Origin of the sequence: Anabaena sp. CCY 0017 (assembly GCF_963920885.1) — a bacterium.
Taxonomy (GTDB): Bacteria; Cyanobacteriota; Cyanobacteriia; order Cyanobacteriales; family Nostocaceae; genus Nodularia.
In genome coordinates this window covers 235,132-261,302 of sequence record NZ_CAWUDG010000005.1, presented here as the reverse complement: position 1 = coordinate 261,302, position 26,171 = coordinate 235,132, and the positions used below count along the sequence as shown (strand labels likewise).

At 42.7% G+C, this 26,171-nt stretch carries 19 protein-coding genes; 11 read left to right on the top strand and 8 right to left on the bottom strand.

The window, feature by feature from the left end; all coding sequences use genetic code 11:
* The first annotated feature begins 169 nt into the window (after positions 1–169).
* Positions 170–5,824 (top strand): translocation/assembly module TamB domain-containing protein, encoded by a 5,655-nt coding sequence (locus ACM0OW_RS08995; RefSeq protein ID WP_414549701.1) that lies wholly within the window; start codon positions 170–172, stop codon positions 5,822–5,824.
* 456 nt (positions 5,825–6,280) lie between these two features.
* On the opposite strand, the gene ACM0OW_RS08990 is transcribed toward ACM0OW_RS08995, so the two are convergent.
* Positions 6,281–7,366 carry a Rieske 2Fe-2S domain-containing protein gene (locus ACM0OW_RS08990; RefSeq protein ID WP_414549700.1) on the bottom strand — a complete coding sequence of 362 codons (1,086 nt, stop codon included), beginning with the start codon at positions 7,364–7,366 and terminating at the stop codon, positions 6,281–6,283.
* Between the two features lie 349 nt (positions 7,367–7,715).
* On the opposite strand from ACM0OW_RS08990, the gene ACM0OW_RS08985 reads away from it, so the two are divergent.
* Positions 7,716–8,126, top strand: a complete 411-nt coding sequence (locus ACM0OW_RS08985; protein ID WP_414549699.1) for a heavy metal-responsive transcriptional regulator — start codon at positions 7,716–7,718, stop codon at positions 8,124–8,126.
* 245 nt (positions 8,127–8,371) lie between these two features.
* Here ACM0OW_RS08985 and ACM0OW_RS08980 read toward each other — a convergent pair whose 3' ends face one another.
* The gene (locus tag ACM0OW_RS08980) at positions 8,372–9,070 is read right to left on the bottom strand and encodes a BON domain-containing protein (protein WP_414549698.1); all 699 of its coding nucleotides are present in this window, start codon (positions 9,068–9,070) and stop codon (positions 8,372–8,374) included.
* Between the two features lie 314 nt (positions 9,071–9,384).
* Positions 9,385–11,253: an ATP-dependent zinc metalloprotease FtsH gene (gene ftsH, locus ACM0OW_RS08975; RefSeq protein WP_414549697.1), complete on the bottom strand. Its 1,869-nt coding sequence runs from the start codon at positions 11,251–11,253 to the stop codon at positions 9,385–9,387.
* Between the two features lie 367 nt (positions 11,254–11,620).
* Here ftsH and ACM0OW_RS08970 point away from each other — a divergent pair, with 367 nt between their 5' ends.
* Positions 11,621–12,166: an NADPH-dependent FMN reductase gene (locus tag ACM0OW_RS08970; protein WP_414549696.1), complete on the top strand. Its 546-nt coding sequence runs from the start codon at positions 11,621–11,623 to the stop codon at positions 12,164–12,166.
* A gap of 197 nt (positions 12,167–12,363) precedes the next feature.
* Here ACM0OW_RS08970 and ACM0OW_RS08965 read toward each other — a convergent pair whose 3' ends face one another.
* The gene (locus tag ACM0OW_RS08965; RefSeq protein ID WP_414549695.1) at positions 12,364–13,323 is read right to left on the bottom strand and encodes a glycosyltransferase family 9 protein; all 960 of its coding nucleotides are present in this window, start codon (positions 13,321–13,323) and stop codon (positions 12,364–12,366) included.
* Between the two features lie 245 nt (positions 13,324–13,568).
* Between ACM0OW_RS08965 and ispD the strand changes: the two genes are divergently transcribed.
* From ispD to ACM0OW_RS08950, 3 genes are all read left to right on the top strand, one after another.
* The gene (gene ispD, locus ACM0OW_RS08960; RefSeq protein WP_414549694.1) at positions 13,569–14,309 is read left to right on the top strand and encodes a 2-C-methyl-D-erythritol 4-phosphate cytidylyltransferase; all 741 of its coding nucleotides are present in this window, start codon (positions 13,569–13,571) and stop codon (positions 14,307–14,309) included.
* A 34-nt stretch (positions 14,310–14,343) separates the two neighbouring features.
* A complete protein-coding gene (scpB, locus tag ACM0OW_RS08955) occupies positions 14,344–14,883 on the top strand; it encodes an SMC-Scp complex subunit ScpB (RefSeq protein ID WP_414549693.1) in 540 nt (179 codons plus the stop codon).
* Between the two features lie 157 nt (positions 14,884–15,040).
* Positions 15,041–15,388 (top strand): DUF760 domain-containing protein, encoded by a 348-nt coding sequence (locus ACM0OW_RS08950; protein ID WP_006195363.1) that lies wholly within the window; start codon positions 15,041–15,043, stop codon positions 15,386–15,388.
* A gap of 12 nt (positions 15,389–15,400) precedes the next feature.
* Here ACM0OW_RS08950 and ACM0OW_RS08945 read toward each other — a convergent pair whose 3' ends face one another.
* Positions 15,401–16,609 carry an HhoA/HhoB/HtrA family serine endopeptidase gene (locus ACM0OW_RS08945; protein ID WP_414549691.1) on the bottom strand — a complete coding sequence of 403 codons (1,209 nt, stop codon included), beginning with the start codon at positions 16,607–16,609 and terminating at the stop codon, positions 15,401–15,403.
* Positions 16,610–16,942: 333 nt separating this feature from the next.
* Between ACM0OW_RS08945 and ACM0OW_RS08940 the strand changes: the two genes are divergently transcribed.
* Complete coding sequence (locus ACM0OW_RS08940; protein WP_414549690.1) at positions 16,943–17,821, top strand: peptidoglycan DD-metalloendopeptidase family protein; 879 nt, start codon at positions 16,943–16,945, stop codon at positions 17,819–17,821.
* 41 nt (positions 17,822–17,862) lie between these two features.
* On the opposite strand, the gene ACM0OW_RS08935 is transcribed toward ACM0OW_RS08940, so the two are convergent.
* Positions 17,863–18,888, bottom strand: coding sequence for an isochorismatase (locus ACM0OW_RS08935; protein ID WP_414549689.1), 1,026 nt, complete (start codon positions 18,886–18,888; stop codon positions 17,863–17,865).
* A 160-nt stretch (positions 18,889–19,048) separates the two neighbouring features.
* On the opposite strand from ACM0OW_RS08935, the gene ACM0OW_RS08930 reads away from it, so the two are divergent.
* The 4 genes from ACM0OW_RS08930 (at position 19,049) to ctpC (ending at position 23,702) form a co-directional block, all read left to right on the top strand.
* Entirely contained in the window at positions 19,049–20,107 is a 1,059-nt protein-coding gene (locus ACM0OW_RS08930; protein WP_414549688.1) for a ParA family protein, read from the top strand.
* Positions 20,091–20,840, top strand: a complete 750-nt coding sequence (locus ACM0OW_RS08925) for a HEPN domain-containing protein (protein WP_414549686.1) — start codon at positions 20,091–20,093, stop codon at positions 20,838–20,840. Before ACM0OW_RS08930 ends, ACM0OW_RS08925 begins: the two co-directional genes overlap by 17 nt.
* A 114-nt stretch (positions 20,841–20,954) precedes the next feature.
* The gene (gene ispG / locus ACM0OW_RS08920) at positions 20,955–22,181 is read left to right on the top strand and encodes a (E)-4-hydroxy-3-methylbut-2-enyl-diphosphate synthase (RefSeq protein WP_414549685.1); all 1,227 of its coding nucleotides are present in this window, start codon (positions 20,955–20,957) and stop codon (positions 22,179–22,181) included.
* 234 nt (positions 22,182–22,415) lie between these two features.
* Positions 22,416–23,702 carry a carboxyl-terminal processing protease CtpC gene (gene ctpC, locus ACM0OW_RS08915; RefSeq protein WP_414549684.1) on the top strand — a complete coding sequence of 429 codons (1,287 nt, stop codon included), beginning with the start codon at positions 22,416–22,418 and terminating at the stop codon, positions 23,700–23,702.
* Between the two features lie 363 nt (positions 23,703–24,065).
* Here the strand turns inward: ctpC and ACM0OW_RS08910 are convergent, their stop codons facing one another.
* On the bottom strand, positions 24,066–25,208 hold the full coding sequence (locus ACM0OW_RS08910) for a cytochrome P450 (RefSeq protein ID WP_414549683.1): 1,143 nt from the start codon (positions 25,206–25,208) through the stop codon (positions 24,066–24,068).
* A gap of 181 nt (positions 25,209–25,389) precedes the next feature.
* Positions 25,390–26,049 (bottom strand): TetR family transcriptional regulator, encoded by a 660-nt coding sequence (locus tag ACM0OW_RS08905; RefSeq protein ID WP_414549682.1) that lies wholly within the window; start codon positions 26,047–26,049, stop codon positions 25,390–25,392.
* Positions 26,050–26,171: the final 122 nt, after the last annotated feature.

Below are 26,171 nucleotides of genomic sequence, written 5' to 3'. Positions count from 1 at the left end.
GACTTTACCCAAAATGGATGGTGACTCATAGCGTTTATTGGCTGTGGACGTGCGAAACCCCTGTCCCAAAATCTCAAATAGGTCTGTATCCTGGAATAAGTATCAGAATAATAGTTATCAGTTACTGCTAGTAGTCAGCCAACTACACCCAGTTATAAACGAAACCATAATGACTAAATCTCCTAATGAAAACCATCATTCCCATTCCTCAGCCCACAAGCGTTTGTGGCTGCTGGTGTTGAGTCGTGGTGGTATTGCCCTGGGCGGACTGTTGCTAGTGGGAATGGCCGGCGGTATTTGGCGATTGTGGAGTTTTGTACAAAAAGAATTAACACCGTTAGCCCAAAGCGGGATCACCAACACACTCAACCGTCCGGTAAACTTGGGCGAAGTTACAGGCTTTTCCTTGACAGGTGTACAATTTGGGGCTTCAACTATCCCAGCAACACCCACAGATCCAGATCGGGCAGTTGTGGATGCTGTAGAAGTGGGTTTTAGCCCGTGGCAATTAATTTTTAACCGTCAACTTAAGCTGGATGTTACCTTAGTTAACCCAGATATTTACATTGAACAAGATAATCAAGGGCGCTGGATTACGACTAAAATCGCCCCACCAGGTGAAGCAGCGCTGATTAAAACTGATTTAGACCAACTGCGGTTTCGCAATGGCAAGCTGCTATTGATACCCCAAGCAGGTGATCAAAAAGTAATGTCTACCGTCACCCCTGTAGCATTTTCACAACTTAATGGCACAGCCCAACTGCTAGAGAAAAATCAGTTAGTGAAGTTTAATGTCAGGGGTGAAGCGGGTAGTGGGGGAAATCTGGCTATTCAAGGAGAGGTAATTCCTCAAACATTAGCAGCCAAATTACAACTGCGATCGCAAGATTTATTAGCTTCCAAAATTACCAGCATCATTAAGTTACCCTTCGACTTACAGGCGGGTAGAGTTAATGGCAATGTACAAATTCAACTCACACCAGAACAGCCAACTCTGTTATTTGGCAACGCTGACTTGCAAGGGGTAAACCTGCAAATTCCCAAATTACCCCAGGCTTTTCTCAATACCCAAGGTAAAATCAGCTTTCAGGGAACAGAAGTACAGTTAGATAATCTGGTTGGCAGTTATGGCAAAATTCCTCTGGTGGCTACAGGCATTATCGACCCACGGACAGGCTATAAGTTAGCAGGTCGTGTTGATGCCGTGAGTGTGGCTAATACTCAAGAAAGTCTCAAAATCAAATTGCCAGTACCTGTAACCGGGGATTTACAAGCTAACTTACAAATGGTTGGTTCTATTACCAAACCCGTTCTCTCAGGCTCAATTGCCACTATTAAAACTGCCCAAATTGATAAAATTGATTTTAATAATATTACTAGTAAATTTGAATTTGCTCCTAATGCTAATTTAATTAGTTTCAGAGATATTCAGGGAAAAGCCGCAGTAGGGGGAGAAATTACGGGTGTTGGTAATATAAAACTGGGGACAACCCCCGAATTAGATTTTAATTTCGCAGCGAAAAGCATTCCTGGGGATGCCGTAGCTAAAATTTACGAAACCACACCCCCAATTCAAATTGGTACTGTTTCCGCCACAGCTCAATTGACAGGCATAGCAGATAACGTCCAAACAGTGGTCAGATGGCAAGCACCAGAAGCTACCTATCCCGGTACTGGTGAAACCGTCATCGCCGCAGACCGTACCCTCACCTTCCGCAATGTAGCGTTGAATGTCGCTGGTGGGATGGTGCGAGGTTCTGGTAGTTTTGCGAACCAGCGTTGGCGAGCCGTTACCCAAGCTTCTGGTGTAGGTTTAACACCTTTTGTAGACCAAAACCAACTGCAAAATATCTCTTTAGCAGGGGCAGAATTCAATGGTCGTGTCATCCTGGAAGGTCGGGCGGAACCATTTCAAATTGCCAGCATTCGCACTGAGGGCGCAGGAGTAAATATTGGTGGTGGCACAGTTGCCGTTTCTCGTATTCAGTTCCAAGACCAAAACTTTTCGGCGCAATTGGTGGCTAATAATGTCAGGCTAGGGCGCATCTTAAAAGAATCTCCCCCAGCTTTGGATAATCCCTTGGCGGGTACGTTTCAAATCGCCGGGAATACAGCAAATTTGGGACTTAATACCTTACGCGGGACTGGTGAGGGAAGGCTGAATATAGCCGGTGGGACTGTGACAGCTTCTAATATCCAATTAGCTGAGGGTGTATATCAAGCCCAAGTACGAGCCAATAATGTGGCTATACAGCAGTTAGCAACAGTTCCAGAACAATTTAAAGGTGCGTTAACTGGTCAATTTAACGTTGCTGGTTCGGTGGAATCTTTCTCCCCATCTGCTATCCAAGCTAGTGGTCAGGGACGGCTTAATGTTCCAGGTGGAACTATTACAGCCTCTAATATTCAATTGGCTAATGGTCTATATCAAGCGCAAGTTCAAACGAATAATCTCCCTCTGCAACAGTTGGCAGCAGTACCACCACAATTCCGGGGTGGGTTAACCGGTCAATTGAATGTAGCAGGGTCGGTTGAGTCTTTCAGTCCAGAGACTATCCAAGCTAGTGGACAGGGACGCTTGAATGTGGCTGGGGGAACCATTACAGCCTCTAATATTCAATTAGCTAATGGTCGCTATCAGGCTGTAGTTGATGCGGCGGGAGTGGAATTAAATCGGTTAAATGAGCAGTTACGGGGTGATTTGGGCGGTAATTTGCAGGTAGCTGGTATTTTGGGATCTGCCCAATTAGCTGATGTGCGGGCGGCGGGACAAGTACAATTATCTCAAGGTATCCCCGGTCTGGAACAACCTTTAATTGCTGCACTAACTTGGACTGGTGAAAAAATAGCTATTGAACAAGCTGTAGCGAATGGGTTAAATGTCAGTGGTGATATATTAACTAATGCCAAAACCTCAGCTATCCCGGAAATTACACAGTTAAATCTCAACGTCCAAGCGCAGAATTACAACCTAAAACAGTTACCAATCAATCTGCCGAATCAGTTTGATGTGGCGGGGAATGTCGATTTTGATGGACAAATTACTGGAAATTTGCCTTTGCCCAATGTTACAGGAAAAATTGGCTTGAGAGATTTGGTTGTACAAAATATTGCTTTTGAGCCTTTGTTAACTGGAAATATCCAGTCTGGAACAGGTCAAGGTTTTAATTTAGATGTGACAGGTAATAGAGATAGAATTGCCTTAAATCTTGATGCCCAAAATCGCCCCCAATCGTTCCTAGTACAGCGACAAGACGCATTCGCTACAGGTCAAGCACAAGGAGATGATTTGGCTATTAAAGTGGCAAACTTTCCTTTAGAGATTCTAAATTTAACACCACCACCGGATCTGCGTTTAGGTTCTGGGACAGTGGCTGGGCTGTTGACTGGAGATGTGCAGGTGAATCAGCAGACATTAGCCGCAAGTGGAAATTTAGCGATCGCCTCTCCAGAAATTGGTAGAATTACAGGCGATCGCTTGGCTGCTCAATTCCGTTACAGTGATGGTAAAACTACACTCACCAACAGCGAATTTGTCAAAGGCGACAGTCGTTATGCCTTCGCTGGTAATTTTGGTCAAACGCCCCAAGGACCGCAAGTACAGGGGAAATTGAATGTCAATCAGGGTAATATCCAAGATGTGCTAACAGTAGCGCAGATATTTGAATTACAGGATTTTCAGCGTGGCGCAGCAGAACCAACCTATGGCACAGCCGGGGATCTGGCAACTACATCTCGTGGATTACCCGAACAGCCTTTATTAACCCAACTCAAACGCTTTTATGAAATTGATGCCCTAGTAGCCGCACAAGAACAACAACGGCGCGAATCCAATCCCATCCCCGAATTAGCAGATTTGCAAGGGTCTTTTAACGGAGAAATTGCTGTAGATACTGCCACCGCTAACGGTTTATCAGTAGGATTTGATTTAAGAGGTCAAAATTTCACCTGGGGGAAAGAAACAGACCCCAATCGTTTCTATACTGCTAATAATATAGTTGCCCAAGGTCAATTTGAAAATGGGATTTTGCAATTAAGACCATTCCGAATTGAGTTAGAAAATAGCCGTCTCGTTTTTGCAGGTAATATTGGCGGTGATGATCAATCGGGTCAGTTGCGGGTCAGGAATTTTCCAATAGCATTACTGAATAATTTTGTCAACCTACCAGTGGGAATTTCAGGTAATCTCAATGGTACAGCCGCAATAGCCGGTAGTATTGCCAATCCCCAAAGCAGAGGAGAGTTGGAAATTATCGCAGGAACCTTAAATCAGCAGCCAGTTGAGTCAGCGATCGCCAGTTTCAGTTATGCTAATGGGCGTTTCAACTTTGGTAGCTCTGTCTCGGTTGTGGAAACGGAACCCATCAGTATTAATGGTAGTATCCCTTATCAGTTACCTTTTGCTTCTGTAGCCCCAGAAAACGAGCAAATTAGTTTGGATATCAAGGTGAAGAATGAGGGATTAGCAATATTAAATCTCTTGACTAATCAGGTAGCCTTTGAGAAGGGTGAAGGAGATGTAGATATTGAAGTGCGCGGAACACGAGAAAAGCCGATAGTAAATGGCATTGCTACAGTTAATAATGCTACATTTAACGCCCAAGCTTTACCAGAACAAATTCGAGGTGTCACCGGAAAAGTACTGTTTGATTTTGACCGCATTTTAGTAGAAAGCTTAGAGGGTCGGTTTAGCCGAGGTGATGTAGTAGCATTTGGAGAAATTCCCATATTTAACAACGGCCCAGCGAACCCGGAAAATCCCCTGACTGTTAACATCAGTGAACTAGCTTTAAATCTTAAAGGCTTATACCAAGGAGGCGCTAGTGGGAATTTACAAATTACAGGTTCAGCTCTGAATCCAGAAATTGGCGGTCAAGTGAATTTATTCAATGGTCAGGTTTTACTTGCAAACGCGGCCAACCCAGAGCCACCGACTAATACTACTGACTTGTCATCCTCTAAAGCCAACAAGCAGATTCAACCTAATGGCGAGGATGCAGCTGTGATGTTTAATAATTTAGATATAGAACTGGGTAAAAACGTAGAAGTCAATAATCCACCAATTCTGAGCTTTCAAGCTACAGGGAACCTCACCGTTAACGGTTCCTTTGCTGAACCCATACCCGATGGTACTATCACACTAGAGAAAGGTGGAGTGAATTTGTTTACTACACAGTTCAACCTCGCTCGTGGTTACAAACATACAGCTACCTTTAAAGCCAGCCAACCCCGTGACCCCGAATTAGATGTGAGGTTAGTCGCCAAGGTATTAGATGTAGTTCAAAGTAGTAATTTTACTAGAGCAAATACTGCTGGGTTAGCAGCCTTAGAAAGTGTCCAAGTTGAAGCAAATGTCCAAGGTTTTGCCAGTCAAATTAATGAAACACTAGAACTAACAAGCAGTCCAGCCCGTTCAGAAACTGCAATTGTCGCTTTGTTGGGGGGTGGATTTGTAGATGGCCAGGGAGGTGGAGATAGCACTTTGGGTATAATTAACATTGCTGGTTCGGCTGTATTCAGCAACTTGCAGTCAGCCTTTAGTCAAATTGGTAGTTCTGTCGGTTTAAGTGAACTGCGGATATTTCCGACAATTGTTTCTAATAGTCCCGAAGCAGGACGTAGCAGTTCCAGTTTGGAATTAGCCGCAGAAGCCGGGATTGACGTTTCTCCCAGATTTTCTATTTCCAGTATCAAAATTTTGACAGCAAATGATCCATTTCAGTGGGGTATCAATTACCGGATCAACGACGAAATTCGTTTGCGTGCTTCCACCAATTTAGACGATGATAGTCGGGCTGTAGTAGAGTTTCAACGGCGATTCTAAGAGTGCTGAGTGCTGAGTGCTGAGTGGGGAGAGTAAGGAGCGAAGAAAGTTATAAGTTAAGTTTCTTTCCTTCTCCCACCTGCCCCCTGCACCCCTGCCTCTTCCCCCCTTGCCTCCTACGGTGTACACACAAGTGATCTGATCCCCCTAAATCCCCCTAAACCCCTTCGGGGATGCGCCTTCGGCGTAGAAAAAGGGGGACTTTGATTCTAGTTCCCCCCTTATCAAGGGGGGTTAGGGGGGATCGAAACGCTCTTAGGCAACTTGATAAGACTTGTGTGTACACGGTAGCCCTTGCCTCTTTTTCAAGGTTTCCTCACCCAGAAAGTAAAGAAAACAGAAAAAATAAATAAATCAGTGTTAATTTATACTATTTATAATTTGGATAGTGCTTATACTCATTTTTAGGTTCTACCTGGGAATTATGAAGTGGCAATGCCACTTCATTTTTATCTTTCAATCATTAGACTTTGTATCTTGCCATTTTTCGCGAGTTTCTTTAATCTCTACATTTTGCGATCGCGCTAATTGCCAAGTCTTTAACATCAGGGGTTTTTGTCTTTCCAGATGGTTGACAAACTCCATAATTGAGTGGTCTGCCTTAATGGGGGTTTTTAAGTCAAAGTTAATTGTCTCAAAAATCTTCAGGTCATCCTGAACAAAATTTTTACCCACCATTTTAGTCAACCACAACACGAATCGATTATAGAACCAACCAAAAATTCCCTGATGTTTCTTACTAATGAGTATGATTTGAACTTCAGATTTTCCCCCTTCCGTGAGGCGTATGGCAACCATAACATGAATATGGAAGCAATCAGGCCCAAATGTTACTATGTTAGTACTACCATACCAATAGCAAATATTATAAGTACTATTTTTGCTGAAGGGACGCATCAGCTTCTCTAAAAGTGAATTCCCATTGTTAGGTGTATTATTAGTGAAGACAATAGCATTCTGATTGAGTTCCTGTTTTTCAAAATGAATGTCTGATGTTAATTTATGAACTGTATTTAAGTGTTGAGCATCGATAGGATTAATCATCACCGCGTTAGGGTGAGAGTTGATGAAGTAATAAGAACCAAATACAGCATCACATTCCTTGTGTTCTAACTCTAGAACAAAGGGTAGGGGTTGTTTAGGTACTTCTCCAGTCCACACCCAAATCATCCCATACTTCTCAGCCGTAGGCCAAGTTTTTAATTTAACAGGAATAGGCTCATTTAAACATGGAATTTCAACACAAAATCCTTGGTCATCAAACTTCCAATGATGGAAAAAACAACGCAGTTCGTTACCTTCAACTTTGCCTTCAGCCAAGTGAGCGCCCATGTGAGGACAGTAGGCATCAACGATAACTGCTGTTTTATTTTTACCACGGTAAATAGCTAATTCTCGACCCAAAACTGTGACAGCCTTGACCTTCCCGACCCGGAGATGTTTTGATGGCATAACCCAATACCATCCCTCAACAAAACGTTCAGGATTATTAAAAATTCTCGGTTTAGGGTTTGAGTTAACGTTCTGCAAATTAACATTCATTTTCAGAGTTTCACTTGAAGTGAAGCGGTTAATCTAGAAGTAACATGATAATCTTCAAGAAACGGTTACTTTTATTACTGAGAAAGATAGTTGCAGAACTAATTCATGAAAATCTTCAGGATTAATATTCAATTAATCAAATATAATTATCTATTTTTTGTCAATTAAATAATGTTTAATATAGCCTTATTTTATCATATAAGGTCTATGATAAACCCCTCCTCGCTTCCAGAGTAAGGGGTAGGCGCAGGGGTCGAAATTATATGCAGCCTCACAAATAATTTGTATAAGATGTGTTATTTATTGATTAAATATGTCAGAATAAGTACAAGAATTAGGGAAATCTGCCGTGTTAACTCAGGATAAAAAACTGTTTTTAATTGGTCAGGTAACAAATTTAAGCGGAATTCCGATTAGGACAATCCGCTATTACGAAAGTTTAGGTTTAGTAGAATCATCAGGACGCACAGAGGGAGGGTTTCGCCAATTCTCCAGAGATGTGCTAACTCGATTAGCTTTCATTAAAAGGGTGCAAAGTTTAGGCTTGAGTTTGGAAGAGATTCGAGATATTCTTCAGGTCTATGACCAAGGTCAACCCCCCTGTGGCGAAATTAAAGAAAAGTTAGAAGACAAGCTTTCGCAGATTGATAGCCAAATTACTCAGTTGCTGATTTTACGCGCCGAAATTGGGGAATTACTTGACGGTTGGAATAACAAAGCTAGTCAGCAAGAGGATACAATCTGCCCAATTATCCAGTAAAATGGCTGAGTGGCGCTATACCCCAGGGCTTTACAGCACTTTGCACTCGGTGTGCGGGCGGGTTTACTAAGGATTTCGAGGAACCACAGACTGACTGCTTTAACCCGCCTCTACCCACTTTGCACTCGGTATCCGGGCGGGTTTGCTAAGGATTTCGACGAACCACAGACCCACTCCTTAAACCCGCCCCTACCCACTCAGCACTCTCCGCACTCAGCACTCAGCACTCAGCACTTTTAATTCAGTTATTCTTCAGTTAAAAATTCTTGTTCCTCTAGGTAACGAATAGCTAATCCATCAACTACCTTAATCACCCCTTTAGTATAGGTAGCGGCGTTATGTGCGGCTCTCCAAGCTGCCCAATTAGGAACAAAGCCTGTGAGGGTGACTCTGCCATTTTCTACTACGACGTTGACATCTTCAGCTTCTACAAAGGTATTATGCTCTAAGGCGTTCTCAATGCTTCTGGCAATTTCCTCATCTTCAGGTCTCTTAGTAGGCACAACTGCTAATTCATTGATAATATCAATTACCCCGGTAATCCCATAACCTAAATCTTCTACCTGAAATTTTTTCCAATAAGCATCTACTGTACCGCGTAAAGTCAACATTCCACCGATGACACTTACATCAATTTTATTGGCATCAATATCTGTGTCCCAAGTGAGAGCATTGGCCACATTTGAGGCGATTTCGTCATCTATGGGAACAGGAATTTCGGCAGGATATTTGACCTGTAAGTGATTAATTACCTCAATAATTCCCTGTATTTCTTTAGTATCTTGTTCTGCTATAGTTTTGGCTCGATAGCTAGGCACTGTTCCCCGCAAAGTGACTTTGGCATCATCAACAGTTACACCAATATTCGCTGCGTTCACACGGTCGTCCCAGTGAAGTCTATCAACAACTTTAGTTTGGAGTTCTTCGTCTGTCGCTACAGTCATGATTACACCTGTTTGGTTGTTTTTTTCTCATCTGTGCAGGAACGATAATATCAGGTTCGGATCTTCAGTTATGTTTGCCATACTCATTGAGTTGTATATCCCATGCTTCAATGAAGTAGAAAAGAGGATACAAAACGTACCTAAAGTTTACTATTAATCACATTTTGCCTACCTCTTTCTTGAGTGATGAGTCTAAAATTTGGATTTATATACTTCGGAAGGATGTTGTTTTTAATTTAGAGTTTGGCAAACAAAAGGTATTGAATATTGATAACATCCTCTCAGCTCGCCCAGGCGAGCTGAGTTTGGTATGGCTAATGAGATACAACTAATGTTTCATCAGTTACTTGGGTATATTCCGTTACAATTTCACGGAATCGTTCACCCTCAATTGTTTCCTGGTCTGCCAACAAATCAACTAAATACTCCAAAGCAGCACGGTTGTTTTCCAATAGTTCTTTTGCTTCTATGTAGCAATTGTTGATGATTTCCCGGACTTGGGAATCAATTTTAGCGGCAATTCTTTCAGAATAGTCTGGTTTATTCATCCAGTCGCGTCCCAAAAATACTTCGCTATTCTGAGCTTCTAAAGACAATAAACCTAAATCAGACATCCCGAATCGTGTGACCATTTGCCGTGCCATACTTGTAACGTGTTGCAAATCATTACTAGCACCTGTTGTGACTTCCGGCTTACCGAAAACAATTTCTTCGGCGGCGCGACCACCCAAAGTAGAAGTAATTTTGGCTCTGATTTGAGAACGAGAGATTAAGCCCTGTTCTTCGTTGGGAGTAAACCAAGTTAATCCTAGTGCTTGACCCCGTGGAATGAGTGTAACTTTCTGCACTGGGTCATGGCCTTTGAGTAATGTGCCAACTAAGGCGTGTCCGACTTCATGGTAGGCAATTAAGCGCTTGTTCTTGCTATCTACCAAGGCTGTGCCTTCCATACCTGCTACGACTCGATCTATGGCATGATCGATTTCGAGGATGGTAATTGCTTCTTTGCGCCTTCTGGCGGTGAGAATTGCGGCTTCGTTGAGTAAGTTGGCTAAATCTGCACCAGTGAAACCAGGAGTACGGCGTGCGATCGCATCTAAAGATATACTGGAGTCAAGTTTCTTATTGCGTGAGTGGACTTCTAAGATTTCGGCTCGTCCTTTGAGGTCTGGTGCATCCACCATTACTTGTCTGTCAAAGCGTCCTGGTCGGAGTAATGCCGAATCTAAGACATCTGGGCGGTTAGTAGCAGCAATAATAATAATCCCTGTATTACCTTCAAAACCATCCATTTCGGTGAGCAGTTGGTTGAGAGTTTGTTCTCTCTCGTCGTTACCGCCACCGATACCAGTTCCACGTTGTCGTCCCACTGCATCGATTTCATCGATAAAGATTAAGCATGGCGCACTGTCTTTGGCTTTTTTAAACAAATCGCGCACACGGGATGCACCCACACCCACAAACATTTCTACAAATTCTGAACCGGAAATGCTAAAGAACGGTACACCGGCTTCCCCGGCGATCGCTTTTGCAAGTAAAGTCTTACCAGTCCCTGGAGGTCCGATTAATAACACACCTTTGGGAATGCGTGCGCCCACAGCCGTGAATCTTTCAGGCTGCTTCAAGAAGGTAACAACTTCTCCTAATTCCTCTTTCGCCTCTTCCACCCCAGCCACATCATCAAACTTCACACCCGTTTTAGCCTCCATTTGGAAACGAGCGCGAGATTTACCAAAGTTCATCGCTTGGTTAGAAGCATTGGTAGAGCGTCGGAGAAACAACAGCATTAAAGCTACCAGTGGTAAAATCCATAGCAGGTTAATCAACAGCCCCACGGCCACAGTGCTGTTAGCAGAGGAAACCCGACCAAAATCAACGTTTTGTTCTTTGAGTGTGTTAATTAACTCAGTGTTTTGTGCTAAAAGCCTGACTTCTATGGGTGGTTTTTCTGGGTCTTGTCCCTTGAGATAAACCTTGGCTATCTGTTGAGTTTCGTCCAACTCTACTTTTTCTACTAATCCTGCCTTAGATTTATTGATTAATTGCCCATAAGTGAGGTTTTCGCGCTCTGCTTTTTGCGCCAAAGCGGGAGTACCCATGAAAATACCCGGCAACATGAGTAGACTTGCGGCTAGAGCTGCTGTACGCTGTTTGATCAATGTCTTTTTTCCGAAATTTTGCATAATAATTACCTTTTGTCTAGTGGCATCAGCTGAGAGCTGGTTTTATGCCTATTCTTCTAACAAAAATTACTCTAACTGGAAATCACTATTTTCTCATCTAGTCTAACTTCTAGATAAAGCTATTCTCCAGTTTCTTTCCCCTGCTATTCAATAGTTCCCTAATTATTACTTTACCAACCAGGGAAAAATGAAAAAAAATTAGATCATCGCCCAGAGAGAGGGGATATGGGAGATTAAGTGCTAAGGTACACCCATTCTCTTAATCTTGATTGACGATAAAAATATAACTCGCTAATATAAAATCGTAATGACTCCGCCTTTTAAAGATCCTGGTGGTGGAGCGAAATATTGAGTTGATGGGTGAATTATGGTAAAAATTGTTGGACTTGGTGGTAGTTTAAGACCTGATTCCTACACCCAAATAGCTTTAAAAGTAGCAGCACAAAGGGTAGAAGCCCTGGGTGCAGAGGTAGAAATTTTAGATTTGCGGCAATTGAATTTACCATTTTGTCATGGTGGAAAAGAATATCCAGAATACCCAGACGTTCAACGGTTGCGTGATACCGTGAGTGGTGCTGATGGATTAATTTTAGCGACACCAGAATATCACGGTGGTGTGAGTGGTGTTTTGAAAAATACTTTAGACTTGATGAGTTTTGATGAACTGTCTGATAAAGTCACAGGAGTACTGAGTGTATTAGGCGGTCAAGTTAATAGCAATGCCCTGAATGAGCTACGGCTGATTGTCAGATGGGTACATGGCTGGGTAATACCAGAACAAATTGCGATTGGACAAGCCTGGGGCGCTTTTAGTCCTGAAGGAAAGCTATTAGATGAAAAGCTATCGGAAAGGTTTGATAAATTTGCTCAGAGTTTAGTAGACAATACTCGAAAGTTGCGAGGAGTTAATTAGATATCGCCAGAAATGAGTAAATAGTCTCAGTAGTGCTTAATGCTGAGTGGAAGGTTTTTTCTAAGCATTCTCGATACTATCTTGATTTAACACTCAACACTCAATACTCGGTGTCCGGGCGGGTTTACTAAGGATTTCGACGAACCACAGACTCACTGCTTAAACCCGCCCCTACCCACTCAGCACTCAGCACTGATTCACCCCCCCCAAATTTTATCCAAAACGGTTTGGGGTGAAATATCAGCCATTTGACCTGTTGGTGATATAATCGGCAGGAATTTATCGCTTTTTGGCAACACCTTCGCTGGATCTGTAGGGCCAAATAGGGCGATAGTATAAGTTTGCACTGCCACACTGAGGTGCAGTAGTGGATCATCGGTTGATAACATCAAACTCGCGCCGCCAATCATGGCAGCTAATTTGCCAATATTATCAGGAGAAGTCACTTTTATACCTGGAGTCCTCTCTAAGAGTGATGATCGCCTAATTTGCTCATTTTCAGATCCTTGAATCACCACCACAGGTAAATCCGGCTGCTTTTGTTGACATTCCTGAATAATTTGCTGCCAACTTTTCAGTGGGTAGAGTTTATCCAAAGCGGTTAGAGATACTTCGCTAGAACCAGCATTAATCAATATGTAGCCTGTTTCATTTACCCCCAAGCGTTTTTGTTCATTTTGTGACCACTGAATATCCGGTTTCAGTATATTCACTGCCAACTCTGGGCAAGGGGTTTTAATCCCGAACGGTTGCAGCAAATCGTGGTAAACTGCCGCCACGTATTTGTTTGGTTGGAATGGTACAGAATCAGTGAGGAAACCTGCTCCTTTGCCTTTATAGCCAACGCGGGTAGGAATCCCCATTAACCAAAGTAAAAGACCCATTAACCAGCTTTGTCCCACAGTGATGACGGCATCATACTCGCGATCGCGAATCGTGCCAACCAGATTGCTCCAATCCGCCAAACTGTTGCGGTCTTTATAATCGAAGGTCAGAACATCATTAACTGATTTGCTCACCCGGTAGGCAGCCTTTGACCGGGGTTCCACAACGACATCTAATTGAGCGTTAGGGTAGGAACGCTTCAGATCATCTAGTGTCGGGAAGAAAAGAATTTGGTCGCCAATTCCACCAGGAACAAGGGCTACTACTCGCATAATATTTATTGACGCGTACTCGCTCTTAATTTTAGGTGAATATAGTCATTAGTATTGCTAATTGGTTATTAGTCCTTCGGCTACGCTCAGGTTATTGGGAGGATCTCAGTTTTGCCCATGTATTCTAAATCAACCCGCCTACTTAGAAAGTAAACAAAATTCTGGCTCTCTCTCCTTACTAACTAGTGGGTTGGGGTGAGGTTCTATATTATTGGTTATTAGTCGTTAATGTCTTGAGGTTTTCTGTGTATTTACTCATTCCATCGGCGGGAATCGGCAAAAGAATGGGAGGAACCCGTAATAAACTCCTCCTGGAAGTGCGATCGCAATCAATCATTGCTTGGACTCTCAAAGCGGCGGCAGCAGCCAGTAAAATCAAGTGGATCGGGATTATTTCTCAACCCTGTGATTGGCCTGAGTTTAAGGACATTATTGCTGGTTTAAATTTGACTAAACCAGTGGAATTTATTGCAGGTGGCTCCACCCGTCAAGAATCGGTTTACAATGGCTTGCAAGCGCTCCCAGCCACCGCAGAACAGGTATTAATCCATGACGGCGCTCGATGTTTGGCGACCCCAGATTTACTCAACTCCTGCGCCGAAGCTATTCGCCAATGTTCTGGTTTAATTGCGGCTGTACGAGTAAAAGATACGATTAAAGTTGTGGATGATCATGGAATTATTCAAAGCACACCCGACCGACGGCAATTGTGGGCAGCGCAAACACCTCAAGGGTTTAATGTCAAGTTATTGAAAGAGTGTCACGCCCAAGGTGTGCGTCATGGTTGGGAAGTTACCGATGATGCGGCTTTATTTGAAAGATGCGGTATTGAAGTCCAAATTGTCCCCGGAGAAGAGACTAATTTAAAAGTTACCACTCCTCAAGATTTAGCGATCGCCGAATTTATCCTCAGTAACCGAGAAGAGGTAGGGAGCAGGGAGCAGGGAGCAGAAGACGGTAACTTCCCAATGACGAATGACCAATGATTTACCCTGAGCGTAGCCGAAGGGCTAATGACCAATGACTATAGCAACAAAGATAGAAGCGATTCTGTATTTAAAAGGTAAGCCCTTATCCCTGAGCGAAATAGCCGAGTATGCAGGGTGCGATCGCGCCACAGTCGAAGAAGGCATAATGGAACTAATGGATAACTATGCTCACAGAGAAACTGCCTTAGAAGTGGTAGAAACTCCCACTGGTTATAGTTTGCAACTGCGGTCTGATTTTCAGGACTTAGTACAAACACTAATTCCTGTAGAATTAGGCTTGGGAGCATTAAGGACATTAGCAGCGATCGCATTACATAATCCCATACTCCAAACTGATTTAATTGAACTGCGCGGGTCAGGAGTATATCAACACGTCCCGGAACTGGTGGAACTCGGTTTTGTGCGGAAACGCCGAGACAATGAGTCTCGCTCCTACTCGCTACAAGTCACACCGAAATTTCATCAGTATTTTCAACTTGAACAACTGCCCCAAATATTAGAATATAGCCACCAAGAAGAACAACTAGAATTAGACCTCACACCCAAAGAAGAAGTAAAACCTGCTAGGTGAACAAAATCTCATCCACAAAAGTTTTTGATGCAAAATTTCTCTGTTGTAGATATAGACAGGGCTTTCCTAGATTAAAGTCCAACCTATACCAATAGAGAATGCAATAGGCTTGTACTATGGTTTAGAGTAGAATCAGCAACTAAGCTAAAATTTGCCAATGGTGTTTGACCCTGACTTTTTGAATGATAACTCCGAGGAAAATCCTAATCAGCTTCTGAACGACCATTTTGAGGAAAATCCTAATCAGTTACTCAAATATTTACAGCATCAGCCTCCTGAAGTTCTAGCCCGTGTCGCCCAGTCCGTCAGCCCGGAAATTAAGCATATAATTTCGCAAAATGTCCAAGGGCTAGTGGGAATGCTCCCCGCCGAGAATTTCAACGTGCAGATTACCACAGATAGGGATAACTTAGCTGGGCTTCTAGCATCGGCGATGATGACGGGATACTTCCTCCGCCAGATGGAACAAAGAATGCAATTGGAGCATTTGTCTAATAATCATTAGTCAATCACCCAACTACTTCTGATCAGGATAGGAGCCTGATTCCACTTTCAAAGTTTGGACTTTACCATTGCGGTTAACTTCAATTTCCAGGATATCCCCAACAGTGCTGGATTCTACCAGCTTCTGGACTAGGGCTGCTATTTTCACTGGTTTACCGTTGATTTTTTGAATCACGTCCCCAGGAAGCAGCCCCGATTCTTCTGCGGGTGAATTTTCCATAACTCCTGAAATCACAACACCAGTTTGCGGCTGAATGTTGAGATTTTTCTGTTGATTCAGCTCTTGTCTATTGGTAGGAGTTAAATCAGTCATTTGAATCCCCAAAAAAGGATGTTCTGCGCGTCCTTTGGTAAATAATTCATTAGCAATACGAGCCGCAGTTTCAATCGGGATAGCAAAGCCCAACCCTTGAGCATCGGCGCGGATAGCAGTGTTAACCCCAATCACTTCACCTTGGGCATTTAACAAAGGACCGCCAGAGTTACCAGGATTAATTGCGGCATCAGTTTGGATAAAACTCACCCGCTTATCTGGGACACCAACTTGAGCGCTGGTGCGACCAGTAGCGCTGATAATACCGATAGTGACAGTATTATCTAAACCTAAAGGATTGCCAATAGCGATCGCCCATTGTCCGGGAATTAAATTTTGTGAATTGCCTAACTTCACCACAGGCAATTTATTTTCGGGAATTTTCACCACAGCGACATCGGTAATCGGATCAACTCCCACCACTCTCCCCTTAAAAGTCCGACCATCTTTGAGAGTGACTTGTACAGTATCTGTATCTGCCACCACATGGGCATTAGTCAGTAATAGGCCATTTTCTCTTAAAATAAATCCTGACCCCGTACCGCGCTCAATTCGTTCTCTAGGAATAGGTTGCTCATCATCCCCAAAAAAGCGCCGCAGGAGGGGATTTTTTAAAGCGTCTGAGATTGGATTGGGAACTTTACGGGTAGCATTAATCCTGACTACAGCCGGGCCAACCTTCTGCACTGCGGAAGCAATAAAATTCAGGTTATCACCCCCAGCAGCGCCAATAGCTCCGCCTACAGGATTAGAAACCACAGAGTCTGGAGAAGATGACACTGTAACATTTCTTAATTCTTTAAACGAGCGATTATGTGGCAAAAGATAACTACTGCCCAACACACCTGCACCACTACCAATCGCTAGTAGAGATAGATAAATAGCTAGTTGCTTTAAAGGTAAATTCATAATCATGAGGTTTAACACAGCAGTGCAGTTGCTAATTTCTAAGTGTAGTCAAGCTAACGGCAATTTGACAGATTAAATTTACATAGAAAAAGACAATAATTTCCAGACAAATCGGGATCAGACTCTAGACAAGGGTACAAGGAAGAAGAGGGGGGGAGCAGGGAGCAAGGGGGAGTTAGAAATTACTTTAAACTTCCGGTTACTTAACAACCGTTTCTCTTCTCCCCTGCACCCTGCCCCCTGCACCCGTTCCTCTTCTCCCCTGCCTCTTAACTCCCCACAAACCGATTCGCCAACTAAAATCTAAAGTTAGCGCTCTGTTGAGTTTTATATATGAATTTTCCCTATCGTCTACTTTTGCTCTGTAGCCTAGTTGGTACTGTCGGGTTAACATCCACACCCCTGAACTCAAACAGCGCCCATGCTGCCCCTAGTTGTCCCACTCCGGCGTTATCTCGCTTCCAGCGCCATAAAGTTAATCGTGGTGAAACTTTGGAGAGCATAGCACAGCGTTACAATCTCACGCCGTCAACGCTAATCAACATGAATCCTGCGGTCAGAAATGGTAGCGTGACTGTTGGTAGCGAGCTACAAATTCCTCCCTTTAATGGGTTTGTGGTAGAAGTGCCTCGTGGACAAACTTGGCGAGATGTGGCAAAAAAATATGAAGTTCGTGCTGATACGCTGTTTGAAATCAATGGTTGTCAACAAAACCTCAGCGTTGCTTTTATTCCAACAGGAAATGTCTCTCCCCGTAGCCCTATAACTGCGTCTCCTGCCCCTGCGGATAGTCAGCCTATATCCATTTCTGGCTATCCTTTCCAGAAAAAGGCATCTGTCTTACTTGCTTATGGCTGGCAGATTCATCCTACTAATGGTGAGGTGTTTTTCCATAGTGGTGTGGATTTGTTAGCTGCTGTGGGTAGTCCTGTACAAGCGATCGCACCGGGAACTATAGTGTTTGCGAATGACCAAGGGACTTATGGCCAGTTGGTCATTATTAATCATGGTAGCGGTCTACAAAGCCGTTACGCCCATCTGGGGGAAATTAAGGTTTCTGTAGGTCAAAAAGTGAATGAAGGCGACTTGCTGGGAACCGTAGGTACTACTGGAGAACCGACTGGAGGTCAGCCACACCTCCATTTTGAAATGCGCTCTAGCTCTGATTTGGGTTGGGTGGCTGAAGATCCTAAAAGTTATTTGCAGCCGTGAGGACTTTAACGCAAAGGGGCGCAAAGGTACGCGGAGGAGGTTTAAAAGGTGTGACTGGATTTGATTATTTGCATTCCGGCTTCTGCAAATTTTTTAAATGCTGTGTCTGCTTGTTCTGTGTAGTCAACTACACCAGGGACGACTACAGGAGATGTGCAATCTTCTAATAAATAAATTTTTTGGCTCAGGGTGCTATCTATCTGTTTAATTTCTGTGAGCAAATCCTCAATTGTCCAAGCTACGCAGTGGCTTTTGGCTTGACCTGCAATGATTACAACATCAAATTCTAACAGTTGTTTAATTAGGCGGGTGTTTTTTTGGGCGAGTGGGTTTTGGTTAAAATCTGTTAAAACTTCTGGACTTAAAACTGAGTAGTTTTCTGTTAGAGGGTTATCTCCTTTGATTTCAAATTGTGTCTGAGTTTGACGCGCAATGCTATGAAAAAATATTGCTTCTTCAACTGATGAAACTAAGGCATGACCAATTCCGCCTAACATGGAATGATAAGGCCAAACTGTGAGAGGATATTTACCATTTTGGCTGAGTTGTTTAACGTAATGGTAAGCGTGTTTTTTTAATAGGTCATAATTGCTATTAGTAATACTGTGCGCTACTGCTGGGTTAACTTTCCAAATACCGTTTTCTATATCGTCTGGGGTAATGTTAGTTGCGGCTGGGGTCGGGTGTTCACCTGCATCGTTTATCCAAAATATAGGATGAAAAATTTGTGTTGCTGTGTGGGTGTCTAAGGTGGGAATAATTTTGGTAATTAATCCTAAATTGTGATAGATAAACTCACATATTCGTCGATTATCATCAACTGCCCCAGTTCCAGTTTTTCCTCCTACAAATAATTCAAATCCAGGGATACAGAATGTGTTCTGCACATCAATTAAAAGTAAGCAAATATTGGTTTTATCTGAAGCTGCTGGTTGAATATGATATTGTTCTGCCCAAGCTTCAGATGCTGCGGCTATTTCTTGGTAGGGTACGCGCCAAACTTCGCCAACTTTTCCAGTTTTGAAGTGAGGAGGAATTGGGAGTTTATTTTTTTTCCGGGTATTCATAATTTAATTGAAGCCTGGGACTAATGTAAATACAGATGCGTTAAGAAACTCAACTCTTTTGTATCTAGTCTGCTGACTGTTGACAAGCTATAATAATTAATACAGGTTTTTCTACTATACCTGTATTCAACCGTGTTTATAATTATCAAAGGCAAAAAATATGGTTCAAAAGATTGCCTTATTCAATCACAAAGGTGGTGTCGGTAAGACCACCACTACTTTTAACTTAGGTTGGATGCTTGCTTCAAAGGGTAAGAGAGTTATCCTTGTAGATACTGATCCTCAATGTAATCTTACAGGCATAGCACTAAAAGAGGAAACCGAAGACGACGAAGCCAGAATAGAAAACATCTACAACACACATTCAAATATCAAGACTGCCTTGGCTCCTGCGTTTGAGTCACAACCAAGGCCAATTGAAGCTGTAGATTGTATTCCGATAGAAGGTCAAGAGGGTTTATTTTTGTTACCTGGTCATGTGGGCTTTACTGAATACGAAGTAATATTAAGTAAAGCCCAAGAAATTAGTGGTTCAATACAGAAACTCAAAAACTTGCCGGGTGCGATTTCGGATCTCTTGGAAAAAACTGCTAATAAATTTAATGCTGACTACATTTTGATTGATATGAGTCCAATTTTAGGAGCAATCAATCAAAATTTATTAATGACAAGTGATTTTTTTTTAGTACCTACAACAACTGATTTTTTCTCGGAGATGGCAATTGATTCTCTTTCTAAAATTTTATCAAAGTGGTGTACTTGGGCAAAAATTGCTAGTACAAATCCTGTATTAAGAGAATCTGCTTATCCTTTTCCAGAATTTAGATTGAAATTTTTAGGAATTATTCTACAAAACTATATTTCTTTTAGAGGTAAAGAAACAGCAGCATTTCAAAAATGCATAGAAAAAATAGAAATGACGGTTAGTAGTAAGTTAAAACCTATTTTAGAACGAAACAATTTGTTATTACCCAATCAACTTTATACTGAGCAGGGAATGAATAGTAGTTTCACTTTGACAAAAATTTCTAATTTTAACAGTTTAATAGCTCTCTCACATGAACACAATACACCAGTTTATGCGTTAACACGTCAACAATTAGGGCATGGCATATTAGGTGAGCAAAATCAAATGAAGCAGGAGGAGTTTAAAACGACTTTTTCTGAATTAGCAGATAAAATTATTGCCCTATCATCCAGTTATGCAGTCAGCACTTAACCAATTTCGTATTAGTATTCAGCGTGTTCGGGATCTGATTGCTCTTCATAACTCAGTTAAGGCTCAAGCTACTGCTGCTTTGGATATTTCAGACATTTTACGCTCTGCCCTAGTTTTAGGCGTGAGTGCCTTGGATTATTATATCCATGAGGTTGTTACATTGGGTATGCTGAAAATTCATCGAGGAACACGTCCTGAACCAGCAGTTACACGTAACACAACTCAATCATCTTTTTCAGGATTTAAGGTTTCTTTAGGAAGTGCGCGTGAAGATAGAAAAATAGCTATAGATATTGCTTCCTGGGTAATTGGTGAATTACAGGAGAGTTATGGTGATGAATTTTTACAACAATCTCATGATATTTCCAGTTTAATTCCAATTATTTCAAATAGTATTTTGAATCAACTAAACAATACTTCTTGGTTAGAAACGGAAATCAGGAAAACTTTCAGCTATAAAAGTTTCCAGGAACCCGATAAAATAGCTGACGCAATTAGATATATTTCCAATAAAAAATTATGGCAAGAAGTTGCTGATAAACTCGGTAGGAGTGATCAAGATATTAAGCAACAACTAAAATTAATTGTAGATCGTAGAAATAAAATTGCTCATGAAGCTGATATAGATCCTACTCTTAGCTTAGGTAATCGCTGGGATATCGATGAATCAATGGTTAATGATGCAGTTGATTTCATTGAGCAAGTTGTTGAGAGTATTCATCAAATTTTGTAGACTTGTCCCCTTTTTTTCGATTTTCTTGTCCAAAAATACTCTGAATGTGGCAATCTGAGAGACAGAGACTTTCAATCTGATATTTTAACTACAGCAAATTTACCTAATTAGGTTATGCAAACTCTGCCAACTCCTACAACCATTGACACCAAAGCAGATCAACCCATCTTTGACACCAAAATTCAGAGGCGTAAAACCCGACCTGTAAAAGTGGGAAATGTCACTATTGGGGGTAACTACCCGGTGGTAGTGCAGTCAATGATTAACGAGGATACACTTGATATTGATGGTTCCGTAGCAGCGATTCGTCGTTTACACGAAATTGGCTGTGAAATTGTCCGCGTCACAGTCCCAAGTATGGCTCATGCTAGAGTCATGGCGGAAATTAAACAAAGATTAATTAAAACTTACCAAGATGTGCCGATTGTGGCCGATGTGCATCACAATGGCATGAAAATCGCCTTGGAAGTCGCCAAGCACATCGAAAAAGTGCGAATTAATCCAGGGTTGTATGTATTCGAGAAACCCAACTCCAATAGAAGCGAATACACTAAAACCGAATTTGATGAAATTGGCGATAAAATCCGCGAAACTCTAGAACCTTTGGTAGTTTCCTTGCGAGATCAAGGTAAAGCCATGCGAATTGGGGTAAATCATGGTTCTCTGGCTGAAAGAATGTTATTTACCTACGGCGACACCCCAGAAGGAATGGTGGAATCTGCCTTGGAATTTATTCGCATTTGTGAATCTTTAGATTTCCGTAACTTGGTAATTTCCATGAAAGCCTCACGGGTTCCCGTGATGATAGCCGCTTATCGGATGATGGCTAAACGCTTGGATGAACTGGGTATGGATTATCCCTTACATTTGGGTGTCACAGAAGCAGGTGACGGTGAATATGGACGCATTAAATCCACAGCCGGAATTGCCACATTACTAGCTGATGGTATTGGCGATACAATTCGCGTCTCACTGACAGAAGCCCCAGAAAAAGAAATTCCCGTCTGTTATAGCATTCTGCAAGCTTTGGGATTGCGGAAAACAATGGTTGAGTATGTTGCTTGTCCTTCTTGTGGGCGGACTTTATTTAATTTAGAGGAAGTTTTACACAAAGTTAGGGAAGCCACCAAACACTTGACTGGGTTGGACGTAGCCGTGATGGGTTGCATTGTCAACGGCCCTGGAGAAATGGCAGATGCCGACTACGGTTATGTTGGTAAAACACCAGGTTACATTTCTTTATATCGTGGCCGAGAAGAAATTAAAAAAGTCCCAGAAGCCCAAGGAGTAGAGGAATTGATTAACCTCATTAAGGCAGATGGACGTTGGGTAGAACCATAGAAGAGGCAGGGGAGCGGGGAGCAGGGAGCAAGGGGGAGTTAGAAATTACTTTAAACTTCCAGTTACTTAACAACCGTTCCTCTTGTCCCCTGCACCCTGCCCTCGTTCCTCATTCCCCCCGGATTGTCAAGTATTTTAATGAAATTAGTAACATGAGCTTGGTCTGTACAGTGTAACCCTGTGTTAGATTGGGCATACTGACTATATATTCCTCCCTCTGACGCAGCTGTCATTATGGTGATAACAAAAAGTAGACTTGTTTTGGGTGCTACGGCCGTGACGCTTTCCACGATTGCTGTCACTAGCTTAGGCATTCACTCGCGAGGTCAGGCTTTATTTAAAGCAAGTCCCAAAGAATTGGTAGATGAAGTTTGGCAAATTGTTCAGCGCCAATATGTAGACGGTACTTTTAATCAAGTAGATTGGTTGGCTGTGCGGAAGGAGTACTTAGGCAAGTCCTACAGTAGTCAGGAAGATGCCTATACATCCATCAGGGAAATGCTGAAAAGGCTGGATGACCCCTACACCCGGTTTATGGACCCCGATGAGTTCAAGAATATGCAGGTGGATACCTCTGGGGAACTCACAGGTATTGGCATCACCATCAGTCAAGATGAAGAAACGAAAAAGATTGTGGTGATTTCGCCCATTGATGATACACCCGCATTTAAGGCGGGCATTTTGGCGAAGGACATCATCATCAAAATTAATGGTAAAAGCACTGAGGGGATGGATACCAATGCAGCAGTATCCCTGATTCGTGGTGAGCCAGGAACAAAAATCAACTTGACAATTGAACGTGACGGTAAACCGAAACAGTTTGAAATCACACGCGCCCGCATTGAAATTCATCCCGTTAAATATTCCACACAGCAAACTCCAGCAGGTAAACTCGGTTACATTCGCCTGAATCAATTCAGCGCCAATGCTAGCCGGGAAATGCAAAGCGCTATCAGAGATTTAGAAAGGCAACGAGTAGACGGATATATTCTGGATTTACGTGGTAATCCAGGTGGTTTACTCTTCTCTAGTGTAGAAATTGCGCGAATGTGGCTGGATAGAGGCACAATTGTTTCCACTATTGACCGCCAGGGTGAACAAGAACGGGAAGTTGCTAGGGGTCGGGCTTTGACGAATAAACCTCTGGTAGTATTAGTTGATAAAGGATCAGCTAGTGCCAGTGAAATTCTCTCTGGAGCTTTGCAGGATAATAAACGTGCCGTTTTGGTGGGTTCTCAAACTTTCGGTAAAGGTTTAGTGCAATCGGTGCGTCCTTTAGAGGATGGTTCAGGTTTAGCCGTAACAATTGCTAAATATCATACTCCCAGTGGTAAGGATATTAATAAACATGGGGTTGACCCTGATGTGACCGTAGACTTGTCTGATGAGCAGCGTGAAGAATTGTGGCTGAAGCAGCGTGAAAAATTAGCTACACTCGCAGACCCTCAATTTGCTAAAGCTGTGGAAGTCTTGGGTAAGGAAATTGCGGCTAAAAGTATAACGAGTTCAGATAAGAAATAGAAAAAATCATTAGTTTTTTCAGGTGCGTTATGGCGTTTTGTCTAACACACCTTTTTGTTATGGGGGAGTAGGGAGATGGGGGAGATGAAAAAAGCTGGGGAAGCAGTGCGGTCTTGAGGTCTCCCCAAGTGGAGCAACTGCCGTGAGGCTGGGGGCTAAGGTGTACACACAAGTCTAAAAACCTTTCATTTGGTAGTGGACTGACAAGCCTAAAATAGTGCATTAAACGTAGGTTGGGTTAAGCGTAGCGCAACCCAACGCTGCCAATGATGTTGGGTTTCCTTTCGTCAACCCAACCTACAATTTTTTGCAACATTTTAGCCTTGTCACGCCAGTAGGGTGCGTTATGGACTAATGACCTATTTACAAAAGCACAGGCAAAGATTTGACTCCATGTATTCCCATTGAGGGAAGAAATTCTAGCGTGGCGTTTGGGTCAAGACGCAAATTTGGGAGACGTTCCAACACTGCACTTAGCATGATTTTTCCTTCTAGCCGAGCTAAGGGCGCACCCAAGCAAAAGTGAATGCCGTTGCCAAAAGATAAATGTGGATTTGGGTTACGATCAATGACAAATTCATCTGGGCGATCAAATTGAGTCTCATCCCGATTTGCCGCTCCTATCCAAACCAATAGCATTTGTCCTGCGGGAATCATCTGTCCCGCCAGTTGGGTTTCGACTTTGGTAAACCGTTCCATCCCCTGCACCGTTGAGCGATAGCGCAACACTTCCTCAATCGCCAGTGACAGCAATTCGGGCGATCGCTTCAATTTTTCCCATGCTTCTGGATACTCGTTGAAGCAAAGAATAGCGTTCCCTAACAGATTAGTTGTAGTTTCATTTCCGGCGACTAACAGCAAAATACAGAAAGCCACCAGTTCTTGCGCTGTCAATGTTTCACCTGCTTCATGGGCTGCAATCAAATCACTGATCAAGTCTTTACCAGAATGTTGCCGTCGTTGTTTTAGTAGATGCCGGAAATAATCTCCCATTGCCTGCAATGCAGCCGGATCAGACACAATAATGCCATCTGACCAATGTTTGAAATCAGTACGGTCTTCAACCGGAACACCGAGAATTTCCGCGATGATAATCACAGGTAGGGGAATTGCCAAGTCATGTATAAAGTCAATGCGATTTTGTCCTTGAACTTTGTCGATGAGTTCATTGGTAATTTGCGTAATGCGTGGTGCTAGTTCTTCTACCCGACGGGCAGTAAAGACCTTAGCCACTAGAGAACGCAGCGATTGATGCTTGGGTGGGTCAGTATAGACGAGACTTTGAGTTAAATCTGATTGCTCTGATGGATAGGGAATTTGAGACGAAAATGTTTGCCAATCTGCAAAGACTCGTTTCACATCTTCATAGCGAAATACCATCCAACTTTTTTGCTCTGCATCATAAAATACAGGTGACTCACGTCGCATCTGGGCATACCAGGGAAAGGGATTACCAATAAGCACAGAGTTTTGCTCTTTCATCGCCGACTCATTATCTGGTTGCATAAAAAATCTCCTGATGTCAATTCGTAGTTTTGAAACTTAGATACAGTCAACGTTTTGTCACTGATACTTGTGGTCTAATTGGGTAAATTTGGTGTAAATTATGAGTAATTTGCAGGACAAACTGGCTGAATAAAACTGAAAATTCATCAGCGTTCTAAAAACAGGTTGTGATCAAACTAATTTACTTAGTAGTTACCCGTGTCATGGCAAACAACGCTTCTAAAACTTGGGTGCGAAGAGGTTCTTCGGGTGCGCCAATGTGAAACATTTCCGATAGCCACAAACCATCAATTGCCAACAGAATCAGGGTTGCTTGAATTGGATTAAGACCATCTGTTTCAATGCGTTGTTGCCACTGCTGCTGATATGCATGGGCAGATTCAAAAAGCTGGGGTGAATTTGCTGCAATTGACGAAAGTCGCGCAATCAGTGCCAAAGTTTGTTCGCTAATTTGCAATGATGCGCGAATGTATGCTCTTACCCACTGTCCTGGAGTCCCTGGCGCATCGTCTTTGTTATATTCGGCTTGCAGTGCTGTTTCAAAATCTTGAATCAGTTGCTCAACCATGCCCTGCATTAATGCATCTTTGCTAGGAAAATGGTAAAGTAGCCCTCCTTTGCTGACTCCAGCTTGTTGAGCCACTGCATCCAAGGTTAACGCCTCAATGCCTTTGTCAATCACAACTTGGCTAGCAGACCGCAGAAGCAGTTCACGAGTAGCTGAACGTTTTGATTTATTGTTAGCACCCATAGGAAGAAGCAAGAAAGTAGTAGAGGATACAGGCACATTACACACTTCGACAATCAATATATAGATTGCCAGCACTGTGCTAACTCTCATTAATTTACTATACCGTCTGGACGGTTTTTGTCAAGTAGTGAGTGGTGGCATGAATAAGAATGTTCTGTGTCCCTCTTGATTGCGGTAAAGTTGCAAATAATCGTGCATCTGGGAGGAAATAT